The organism is Sphingomonas sp. 4RDLI-65, assembly GCF_049472435.1.
GTDB lineage: Bacteria > Pseudomonadota > Alphaproteobacteria > Sphingomonadales > Sphingomonadaceae > Sphingomonas.
Genome location: NZ_JBCEBT010000003.1, coordinates 41,500 through 52,519, shown reverse-complemented (window position 1 = coordinate 52,519; position 11,020 = coordinate 41,500). Strand labels below are relative to the sequence as shown.

The window sequence follows — 11,020 nt, the reverse complement described above, 5'->3', positions numbered from 1 at the left end:
GCGGAAGAAAGGCATAGAGGCTGTCTATGATCGATCGGTATCATCTGCGGTATTTTTTGGCGGTCATCGACACGGGCAATTTCTCGCGCGCGGCGACGGCGTGCAACGTGTCGCAACCGACCCTCTCGGTCGGCATCGCCAAGCTGGAAAAATCGCTCGGCAGGACCCTGTTCAACCGAACCAATCGCCGCGTCGAACTGACCGATGCCGGTACGCGCCTGTTGTCGCACGCCCGGATGATCGAGGGCGGGTTCGCCGCAGCAGAGCGCGACGTCGCCGATGCCGCCGCCGTCCGCACGCTGCGGCTGGGCGTGCTCGCGACGACCCCGCGACGATGGATCGAGCACTTCCTCGCGGGCCAGCGAGCGCTGCCGGGCGGCGACCGCGTCGAGATCGTCGAGGGCAAGGAGCGGGATTTGCACAGCCGGCTTTCGCGCGGGCGGATCGACGTCGCACTCACGATCCTTCGCGACGACGACGACCGCAAGTCCGGCCAGCCCCTCTTTTCCGAAGGCTACTCGCTCGCGCTGAGCACCGCGCATCCCTTGGCCGCACGCCATGATGTGCGTATCGACGAACTCGTCAGCGATGCGATGATCCTGCGACGCCACTGCGAACTCCTGCCCGAAACCAGCCGGTTCTTCACCGCGCACGGAATCCGGCCGTTTTTCCCCGCCCGCACCACCAGCGACGACCGGGCGCTCAGTTACGTGCGCGCCGGGCTGGGCGTCACGGTGATGCCGGACGGTTTTCGTGAAGCTGGGATCGCCCGCGTGCGCCTCGACGGCTTCGACTGGACCCGCACGATCGGCTTGCTGTACGCCGACCATGCCGAAGCCCAGCGGTTCCGCGAAGGCCCGACGATCGCGGCATTGATCGCCGCGATCCAGCCCGAGGACGAACTGTGAGCGCGGATGCCGGTCGGCCTCGTTGCTCATCCCACGAAGACCGGCGATCAGGCTAGGTTGCCCATGATCACGTCGAAGCAGTTGTGGAGCGGCACCGACCTTCAGGTCGCCGAACTCCACCATCAGCCCGCTGCTCGCCATCGATCTCCACGACGAATTAGAGATCGGGGCAATTTTTGCATGCAGATCTGCATTGGGAACGATCAGCCGATCGCGTTCAATGACGACGGAGTGGAAGCCGGGTTGATCCTTGGTGGCCGAGTAGCGACGTTGCGCGTGGTCGGCACCGCCGGCGAAGATCGCGAGCCCGCGGCGCTTGTTCTCTATCGAGACTGGCTACCAACCAGCGGAGAGGAGTTGCACGACGTTCCTCTCTACTGCCAGCGCGTAAAGTTCTGCCCGCTCGTGCCCGCGCATGAAGCGGTGACAGACCTTTTCCTGCCGCTACGCTGAGCACTGCTCGATCGTTAACGCACACACTTCGCGAGCGAGCCGCGGCAATGCCCCGCGGCAGAAGACCCAGTTCCGAACGTTCAGCCGTGGCTTCTCGCCTACCGACTTCAGACATCCGCTCAGGTCGGCTCTACGCGTCGACCAGCGGCGTTTGAAAGGCAAGAAGTGGGACTTAATTGCCGGAACCAACGCCTTCGCCAATCGACTGTTTTCCGGACAAAGCAGAACCACCGGCGCCCTCCCCGGTAAACGCGGAGCATAGGCAGCGATGGCCACCAGACAATCTCCAACACCGAGCGGTTCTGGTGAGATGCTCTGCTTGAAACCTGCAGCGCGGCAATTCCTCCCTGGGAGAAGGAGCGATGCAGGTTTTACCTTAACCCTCCAACCAATCGGCTATGATCTCGCCGCTATGCCCCTCCGGCGCCAGCACAGCGCGCAGGGCTTCCAGCAGAGGCGGCAGCGCCTGCATGAAAGCGTAGGGCGGGTTGACGATATAAAGGCCTGCGCCATTATAGATGCCGGGCTGATCGTCATCGTACAACCAGTGCCCCACCTCCAACAGCTTCGGGATGCCGAGCTTGCGTACCTGCTCCTTCCACCGCCAATGCGTGGCGCGGTCTTTCAGCGGAAACCAGATCACCGTCACGCCATGCGCCCATTTACGGTAAGCAGCCGCGAGCGTGGCTGTGATGCGGGCGCGGTCATCGGGCTGCTCGTACGGCGGGTCGACGACCACCACACCCCGCGCGGTTCGAGGCGGCAGCATCGCCAGCCAAAGCTCGTAGGCGTCGCGCTCATGCACGGCAGCGGATGTGTCGCGCATCACGCCGCGTAGAGTATAGGCGTCATCGGGATGCTTTTCGTTTAGGATCAGGAAATCTTGCGGGCGCAGAAGCTGCGCTAGTATCCGCGGCGAGCCGGGGTAGAAGTGCGGCTCGGCCCCGGCATTCACCGCCTGCACGACGGCACGGTAGTCGTTCAGCAAGGGGTTCGGGTCGGCAAAGGCCCGCAGTACGCCCTGCGTGGACTCGCCGGTGCGCTGGGCATCCTCGCCGCCAAGGTCGTACAGCCCGCAGCCGGCATGCGTGTCGATCAGGGTCAGTGCACCCTGTTTTTGTTGCAAGGCACGCACGAGGGCGATCAGCAGGCTATGCTTTACGACATCGGCACTATTGCCCGCATGGAAGGAATGGCGATAATTCATTGCGATTCAATATCCTGACCGTCGACCTTCATACGTGCTGCTGGGCATGGGCGCCGAGCACAAGGCGACCGAAGTCACCGATCCGGTGCCAATATAAAGTCGGGCGTAAACCTTCAACGCACTTCTGAGTGAGGCTCAAGCCAGCGTTCGGGATCATCACCAGGGGCGGAGACGCGGCCCCCCGGGAGCGGCTTTGACCCGGAAGCGGTTGTCCAAATGGGAATGTCCGCTGTCTGGAAGTGGACACCTGTTCACGGGGTGGGGCCGGTAACCGCGCAAGCGCCGCAAGCGGCTTTATCGCGGATTACGGCACTCACTCGCTTCGACGCATTAAGGCATCGATCATCTACAAGGCGACGGAGAATCTACGCGCGGTGCAAATCCTGCTTGGTCATGCGAAGATTGAGAGCACCGTCCGCTACCTGGGCGTCGATGTCGAAGACGCGTTGGAACTGTGAGAGCGGACGGGGGCCTGACCCGACCCAGAAGCGGACGCTCAGCGTGTCCAACAGCCTGCCCAACTTCGGTCATTCGTTCATCGCGAACGATGACGCCTTCGATTAGGCGGAACGGTACTCTTTGGTTACACACCCCACTAGCTGCGCACGCCCGTTCAACGTTCGGTTTTCTCTGTCGGCGCAGCGATGCCCGATCGAGCCAATCCATGACTGGATCGAGTTGCTAACCAGCTTGGACTGCTCGTCCTACTGCCCGTATGTTGGCGAATAGCCATGCACAAAAATGGCGTTCGGGAGAGAGTGGACGTGGCGATTTACGAGCATGACGCGAAGCCGCTCGGTGGCAAGCCGACCAGGGTTCGGTACGGCATCATCGCGCTGATCTTCATCATCACGTCGCTCAACTATGCGGATCGTTCGACCTTTTCGATCGCCGGCAGTGCGGCATCGCACGACCTCGGCATCTCGACCGTGCAGACCGGCTTCATCCTGTCGGCCTTCGCCTGGGCCTATGTGCTCGCGCAGATTCCGGGCGGGTTGCTGCTCGACCGGTTCGGCACGCGGCGCGTGTATGCGGGGGCGATCGCGATCTGGTCGTTGCTGACGGCGATGCAGGGGTTGGCGGGCCTCGTCGCGCTGCCAGTCCTGGCGATGCTGTTCGCGTTGCGCTTCATGGTCGGGGTGGCCGAGGCGCCGTCGTTTCCGGGCAATGCGCGGCTCGTCGCGGCGTGGTTTCCTGGCAGCGAGCGCGGCACAGCATCGGCCGTGTTCAACTCCGCGCAGTATTTCTCGCTGGTGGTGTTCGCGCCGCTGATGGGCTGGCTGGTCCACGAGCATGGCTGGCGCAGCGTGTTCTGGGTGATGGGCGCGCTCGGGCTGGTCGCGACCGCGGTGTTCTGGCTGTTTATTCGCAGTCCGGTGCGCCACCCCCGCATCAACGCCGCCGAACTCGCGCTGATCGAGGCGGGCGGCGGACTGATCCACATGGAGGAAGGCGCCGGCGTGAAGCAGGTGTTCAGCTGGCACAATGTCCGCCAGCTGCTCGCCAACCGGATGCTGCTCGGCATCTATCTCGGCCAATATTGCATCAACGTGCTGACCTATTTCTTCGTGACGTGGTTCCCGATCTACCTCGTCAAGGAACGCGGGCTGAACATCATGGAGGCAGGCATCGCCGCCGCTGCGCCGGCACTCTGCGGGTTCGTCGGAGGCCTAGTCGGCGGCTATCTCTCGGACACGCTGCTGCGCAGGACCGGTTCGCTCGACATCGCGCGGAAGACGCCGCTGGTGATCGGCATGCTGCTCGCGACGCTGATCATCGCGTGCGTGTTCGTCGAGGCTGAATGGCTGGTCATCACGCTGATGGCGGTCGCGTTCTTCGGCAAGGGCGTCGCATCGCTCGGCTGGGCGGTGATGTCCGACGTCGCACCGCGCGAACTGTCTGGCGTGGCGAGCGGGATCTTCAACATGTTCGGCAACGTGGCGGGCATCGTCACGCCGATCGTGATCGGCTTCATCGTCGCGGGGACCGGATCGTTCGACGGTGCGCTGGTGTTCGTCGGGCTGCACTGCCTGCTGACGATCTTCGCGTTCCTGGTGGTGGTGGGTCCGATCAAGCGGGTCGAGCTGAAGGCGTAGGGCGCTTTTTGCCGTTCGCCCTGAGCGAAGTCGAAGGGCATGCCCCAAGCGAGGGTGCTTCGACTACGCTCAGCACGAACGGTAGGAAGGCGCGTCAGCCAAGCGTATCGAGGCAGAGCTGGCGCATCGGCGCGAGTGCCGGGTTCGAATTGTCGCGGCGCCAGGCCATGACCAGCTCGACCGGGTTTTCCGGCTCGGTCTGGATCGTGCGGAACTGGACGTCGGTCATGTGTAGGCTGGTCGCCGCCTGCGGCACGATCGCCGCGGCGAGGCCGGCGCGGACCAGCCCGAGCATCGAATGGATCTGCGTGACGTGCTGGACGTAGTCGGGCTCGGCACCCGCATCCGCAAACAGTTTCAGCAGCATCTCGTGGAAATAGCCGGCGCCCTGCCGCGCGTACATGATCAGCGGCAGGCCGTCGAAATCGGCGGGGACGAGCACGCCCCTCGCCTGCCGCGGATCGCCCGCGGGTAGCGCCGCGATCAGTGGTTCGCGCAGGACGCAGACCGACTCGAACTCGTGGCGGTCGATCGGGGGGCGGACGAACGCGACGTCGATCAGCCCCGTCACCAGAGCATCGACCTGCTCCGACGTGACCATCTCGCGTAGTTCGAGCGCGATGTTGGGCAGGCGCGCGATCGCCTGCGCGACGATCCGCGGCATCAGGTCGTAGCCCGATACCGCGGTGAAGCCGATCACGACGCGGCCGGCATCGCCGCGTGCGACCCGGCGGGCGGACAGTGCCGCGCTCTCGGCAAGCCGCAGGATACGCCGTGCTTCGATCAGGAACGCGCTTCCCGCCGGAGTCAGCCGCACCTGGCGACTGGTCCGTTCGAGCAGCATCACGTCGAGGATACGTTCGAGCAGCTGGATCTGCCGGCTGAGCGGCGACTGCGTCATGTTGAGGCGCTGTGCCGCGCGACCGAAATGCAGTTCCTCGGCCGCCGCGACGAAACAGCGGAGCTGGCTGAGGTCGAACATGGCCGACATCTATAGAGTGCCGGCCACTAGAATGTCACGCCGCGCGCTTGACCGCGTCCGGCGTCGCCTTGGCGATCAGCACGGCGAGATCGCGCTCCTCGTCCGCGGTCAGGTCGGTCAGCGGTGTCCGCACTGGCCCCGCATCGCGGCCGACGATGCGCATGCCCGCCTTGACGATCGACACCGCATAGCCGCGGCTGCGGTTGCGGATCGCGATATAGGGCAGCACGAAATCGCGCAGCTCGGCCTGCACCTTGGCATGATCGCCCGCGCGGACCGCCTTGTAGAAGTCGAGCGCCCATTCGGGCATGAAGTTGAAGATCGCCGACGAATAGGTCGTGACGCCCATCGTAAGATACGGGGTCGCGAACGTCTCCGCGGTCGGCAGGCCCCCGATATAGGTGAGCCGGTCGCCCATCCGCGAATAGATCCGCGCCATCAGTTCGATATCGCCGACGCCATCCTTGTAGCCGACCAGATTGGGATTGCGCTCGCAGGCGCGTGCCAGCGTATCGTCGTCGACGATCGCGTTGTCGCGGTTGTAGACGATCACGGCCAGCCCGGTCGACTGACACACCGCGTCGATATGCGCGCCGAGGCCTTCTTGGTTCGACGTGGTCAGATAGGGCGGCAGCAGCAGCAGCCCGTCCGCGCCGACGCGCTCGGCGCCGCGCGCGATCTCGCAGGCGATCGCGGTGCCATAGCCGCAGCCCGAGATGACCGGCAGCTTGCCCTTGGCCTCGGCGACGGCTGCGGCGACGACGTCGACGACTTCGGTCGGGGTCAGCGAGAAGAACTCGCCAGTGCCGCCGGCTGCGAACAGCCCGGCAAGATCATGGTCGAGCATCCAGGCGCAATGCGCGCGGTAGGGATCTTCGAGAAACGCGCCCGCTGCGTCGAAATGCGTGACCGGGAACGACAGCAACCCGCCGCCGATCGTCTTCGCCACGTCTGTAGGACCAAATGCCATTCTATGTTGCCTCCCCTGCCGCGCCGAACCTTTGTCCGCCGGCGCTGGATCACTGGTCATGGGGTCTATGGCAGCGGTATCACGCGGTCCATTCCAAAGGCGCAATCGATCGATGCCGAGGTTGGCATGATCGCGCGCACACTTACTGGGACGACACGTAAACAGCTTTACCTAGTAAGATATTCGACGGAATGAACATTCGTCTGGTCCCGAATTGCATCGAACGATCCAGGATTGGCAATGGAATTGGGTCCAGTCCGGATGCAATAGGCATCGTCCGGGACACAGATGCCCCGGACCGGACGGACGGAAACATCTGCCGCCGACATACCGAGGGGAGGACTGGATGCATCGTCGCACGTTCATGCTTGGCACTGGTGCCGCCGCGTCGCTGTCGGTGATCGGTGAAGCCGAGGCGCAGACGCAATCGCGCCGTCGCGCTACGCAGGCCGCCCCGAGCCAGTACCGGATGAAGCTCGGCTGCCAGAGCATGCCATCCACCGACGCGCATTTCGAGGTGTTCGCGCGCTACGGCGTCCGCAACATTTCCGCGCGTGCCACGGTTGCCGACGGGCGGATGTACCCGACCGTCGCCGAGCTCACGACGCTGAAGCAGATGGCGCAGCGTCATGGGCTCAGCCTCGACATGCTTGAGCCCGAGATCCTCAATTCCACGCATATCGACCGCGAGAAGCACCCCGGCATCATGCTCGGCCAGGAGCCCGACCGCGAGCGCGAGATCGCGGCGTTCGCGACCACGCTGCGCAACTGCGCCGCGGTCGGCATCCCGTGCGTCAAATATAACATGAGCCTGCTCGGTGTGCTGCGCACCGCGCCCGTCGAGGGTCGTGGCGGCTCGAAATATTTCGGCTGGGACCTGGCGAAGGCCAAGCCGCTGACCCCGCTCACCCGCGCCGGACGAGTCGACGCGACCGAATTCTGGAAGCGCATCACCTATTTCCTCGACCGGATCGTGCCGGTCGCGAACGAGACCAAGGTCCGCATCGCGTGCCATCCGCAGGATCCTGGCACGCCGCCGGGCGGCTATCAGGGGATCGACAACGTGCTCGGCACGATCGAGGGGCTCAAGCGCTTCGTGCTGATCAACGAGAGCCCGTATCACGGCCTCAATTTCTGCCAGGGCTCGGTTTGCGAGAACCTCACCGACCCTTCCAACCAGATCTTCGACGTGATCCGCTGGTTCGGCGAGCGGAAGAAGATCTTCAACGTCCATTTCCGCAACATCCACGGCGCGCGCAACAGGTTCAACGAGACGTTCCCGGACGAGGGCGACATCGACATGGTCCGCGCGCTGCGCACCTATGCCGAGGTCGGCTATGACGGGATGATCATGCCCGATCACGTACCGGGGATGGACGATCCGCTGGTCGTCGACGGCAAGCCCGTCTGGACGCCGCGGGCCGAGAATTTCGCCTTTTGTTACGGCTACATCCGCGGGCTGCTGCAGTCCGCGCAACGATCGGCCTGAAGGCCTTCACATACATAACGGCGGGCCGAAGCCCGTCACTCAGGGGAGGAAAGACATGATCAACCGCAAGACCGCATTCTGCGGCGCCTCGGCGCTCGCCATGATGATCGCCGGCACCGCAGCCGCGCAAGTCCAGCCGCAGCCACAGCCGGCCGTTCCCGCTGCGTCGCCATCGGCCAGCGTCGCTGCCGATGGCACGTCGCCCGCCGCCGATACCGGCGCGGCGCAGATCAGCTCGGCAGGCCCCGCCCCCAGCGAGACCGCCGATGCGGACATCGTTGTTACCGGCAGCCGCATCCCCGCCAACGGTTTCGGCGCGCCAACGCCCGTGACCGTCGCCAGCGCGACGCAGCTCAACGCCGCGGTGCCGACCACGCTTGGCGAGGCTCTGAAGCAGCTCCCCGCGCTCTCCTCCTCGGTCGGTCCGCGCGGTGCGCAGACGTCGAGCGGCCAGGGCGGCGCGTATCTCAACCTGCGCAATCTCGGCCCGACGCGCACGCTGACACTGTTCGACGGTCGCCGCTTCATTCCGAACGACGGCAGCGGCCAGGTCGACACCAATTTGTTCCCACAGGCGCTGGTCGAGCGCGTCGAGGTGGTCACCGGCGGCGCCTCGGCGGCGTACGGCTCCGACGCGGTCGGCGGCGTCGTCAACTTCATCGTCAACAAGAAGTTCACCGGGCTGACCGGCACGATCCAGGGTGGCGTCACCACATACGGCGACAATGCCGAGCAGAAATACGAGCTCGCCTACGGCACGCCGTTCGCCGGCGGGCGCGGTCATTTCCTGGTCAGCGGCGAATTCTTCCGCAACGAAGGCGTCGAGGATCGCCTGAGCCGCAGCTATTCGCGCAAGAGCTGCCAGCCGATCGCGCTTCCCGCCGGTTCCGCCACCTCGCGCGAATTCGCCTGTGACGTGCGCGTCGCCAACGCGACCTTCGGTGGACTCATCACCGGGCCGACCGCATTCCGTGGCACGACCTTCGACGCGAGCGGCCAGCCGATCCCGTTCCTCTACGGCACCAGCCTGACCAACTCGACGATGATCGGCGGCAGCGGCCCGCGTCCGCAGTTCGCGCCGCTGATCTCCGAGCTGGAGAAGCACATCGCCTATACGCGAGCGAGCTATGAGCTGAGCGACGCGGTCACGGTGTTCGCGGAGGGCAATTACGGCAAGACGCACAACGACTATCAGGTCGGCTCGTACAGCAACCAGATCGGCACTACCGCACTCGTGATCCGTCGCGACAACGCCTATCTGCCGACCAGCATCCGCGATCGCATGACCGCGCTCGGCACGCAGACGCTGACGATGGGCCGTTACGACGACGATCTGCCGCGTACGCAGGTCAACGCCGACAACGAGACGATCCGCGGCGTGCTCGGCCTCGAGGGCACCGTTTTCGGCGGGTTGAAGTGGAACACCTATGTCGAGGCGGCACGCAACGACCGCCATCTCGCGCTGACGAACGATCTCATCCAGCAGAACTACGTCAACGCCGCCGATGCGGTGGTGAACCCGGCGAACGGCCAGATCGTCTGTCGCTCGACGCTGACCGCGCCCGGCAATGGCTGCGTCCCCGTCAACGTGTTCGGCTTCCACGTACCGACCGACGCCGCCGCGGACTATGTCACCGGCACCAACACCGCCGACCAGCGTTTCAAGGAATTCGTCGCGGCGGGCTCGATCGCCGGCTCCGCGTTCCAGAATTGGGCGGGCGATGTCGGCTTCGCGGCAGGCCTCGAATACCGCAAGCAGAGCTTCAACCAGACCGTCGACGCGCTGTCGGAGGCGTTCAACCCGGTCACCAACGCCGAGGGTGCGTACCGCGTCGGCAACGCCAAGGCGCAGAGCGGCGAATATGAGGTGACCGAGGGCTTCCTCGAAGTCGACGTGCCGCTGCTTCGCGACGTCAATCTGTTCAAGGCGCTCGACTTCAACGGCGCGGTGCGGCGTACGCATTACACCACCAGCGGTTCGGTGACGACGTGGAAGGCCGGGCTGACCTGGGCGATCAACGATGAACTGCGCTTCCGCGGCACGCGCTCGCGCGATATCCGCGCGCCGAGCCTGTACGAGCTGTTCCAGCGCGGCACGACCAGCTTCCAGCCGCAGGTGTTCGACCGCGCGACCAACAGCACCGCCACCAACGTGCGCTCGGTCGTGCTCGGCAACCTCAATTTGACGCCCGAAGTCGCGAAGACGACGACGTTCGGCGCGGTGTATTCGCCGTCGTTCCTGCGCGGCTTCAACGCCTCGATCGATTTCTACGACATCCGGATCAAGGACGCGATCGCCTCGCTGTCGTTCCAGCAGACGCTCGATGACTGCTTCAACGGCAGTTCGGCAAGCTGCGCTTTCGTCCGCCGCAACGATGCGGGCCAGCTGATCCAGATCGACCTGGTGACGCAGAACCTCGCCGCGTTCGACACTCGCGGGATCGATTTCGAGATGAGCTACAAGTCGCGCATCGCGACCGACGCGAACCTGTCGCTGCGGTTGCTCGGCAATTATGTCGATCGCTATATTCAGCGTACGCCGAACGTCGTCGCGGTCGACCGCGCCGGGCAGATCGGCACCGCACCGCACTGGCGGATGACCGGGCAGGTCCAGCTCGACGCCAAGCCGTTCAGCGTCTTCACGCAAGGGCGCTTCATCGGCGGCGGCGCGTACGACAAGGCGACCGTGCCGACCGATCTCGCGCAGCGTCACTTCAACGGCCAGCTGCTGGTCGACACGCGGATCGGCTACAAGCTGCCGATGGGTGGCGACGTCGAGACGTATCTGAGCGTCACCAACGTCTTCAACCAGCTGATTAACCCGTATGTCTCGAACGGCCCTTCGGGCGTCCAGGACTTCGACTCGATCGGCCGCACCTTCCGCGCCGGCGTTCGGTTCACGTTCTGATCGGAGG

At 64.7% G+C, this 11,020-nt stretch carries 9 protein-coding genes; 6 read left to right on the top strand and 3 right to left on the bottom strand.

Annotated elements, in window-relative coordinates; all coding sequences use genetic code 11:
- Nucleotides 1-26: 26 nt before the first annotated feature.
- Nucleotides 27-908, top strand: coding sequence for a LysR family transcriptional regulator (locus VH567_RS08635; RefSeq protein ID WP_423325112.1), 882 nt, complete (start codon nt 27-29; stop codon nt 906-908).
- 63 nt (nt 909-971) lie between these two features.
- Nucleotides 972-1,361: a GyrI-like domain-containing protein gene (locus VH567_RS08630; RefSeq protein WP_423325110.1), complete on the top strand. Its 390-nt coding sequence runs from the start codon at nt 972-974 to the stop codon at nt 1,359-1,361.
- 376 nt (nt 1,362-1,737) lie between these two features.
- Here the strand turns inward: VH567_RS08630 and VH567_RS08625 are convergent, their stop codons facing one another.
- Nucleotides 1,738-2,568 (bottom strand): 23S rRNA (adenine(2030)-N(6))-methyltransferase RlmJ, encoded by an 831-nt coding sequence (locus tag VH567_RS08625; protein ID WP_423325108.1) that lies wholly within the window; start codon nt 2,566-2,568, stop codon nt 1,738-1,740.
- 239 nt (nt 2,569-2,807) lie between these two features.
- On the opposite strand from VH567_RS08625, the gene VH567_RS08620 reads away from it, so the two are divergent.
- Nucleotides 2,808-3,026 carry a tyrosine-type recombinase/integrase gene (locus tag VH567_RS08620; protein WP_423325106.1) on the top strand — a complete coding sequence of 73 codons (219 nt, stop codon included), beginning with the start codon at nt 2,808-2,810 and terminating at the stop codon, nt 3,024-3,026.
- Nucleotides 3,027-3,332: 306 nt separating this feature from the next.
- Complete coding sequence (locus VH567_RS08615) at nt 3,333-4,664, top strand: MFS transporter (RefSeq protein ID WP_342366511.1); 1,332 nt, start codon at nt 3,333-3,335, stop codon at nt 4,662-4,664.
- 94 nt (nt 4,665-4,758) lie between these two features.
- Here VH567_RS08615 and VH567_RS08610 read toward each other — a convergent pair whose 3' ends face one another.
- Nucleotides 4,759-5,646 carry a LysR substrate-binding domain-containing protein gene (locus tag VH567_RS08610; protein ID WP_107959558.1) on the bottom strand — a complete coding sequence of 296 codons (888 nt, stop codon included), beginning with the start codon at nt 5,644-5,646 and terminating at the stop codon, nt 4,759-4,761.
- 34 nt (nt 5,647-5,680) lie between these two features.
- Complete coding sequence (kdgD, locus tag VH567_RS08605) at nt 5,681-6,616, bottom strand: 5-dehydro-4-deoxyglucarate dehydratase (RefSeq protein WP_423325103.1); 936 nt, start codon at nt 6,614-6,616, stop codon at nt 5,681-5,683.
- 346 nt (nt 6,617-6,962) lie between these two features.
- Here kdgD and VH567_RS08600 point away from each other — a divergent pair, with 346 nt between their 5' ends.
- Entirely contained in the window at nt 6,963-8,105 is a 1,143-nt protein-coding gene (locus tag VH567_RS08600; protein WP_423325101.1) for a mannonate dehydratase, read from the top strand.
- Between the two features lie 55 nt (nt 8,106-8,160).
- Nucleotides 8,161-11,013 (top strand): TonB-dependent receptor domain-containing protein, encoded by a 2,853-nt coding sequence (locus tag VH567_RS08595; RefSeq protein ID WP_423325099.1) that lies wholly within the window; start codon nt 8,161-8,163, stop codon nt 11,011-11,013.
- The last annotated feature ends 7 nt before the right edge of the window (nt 11,014-11,020 follow it).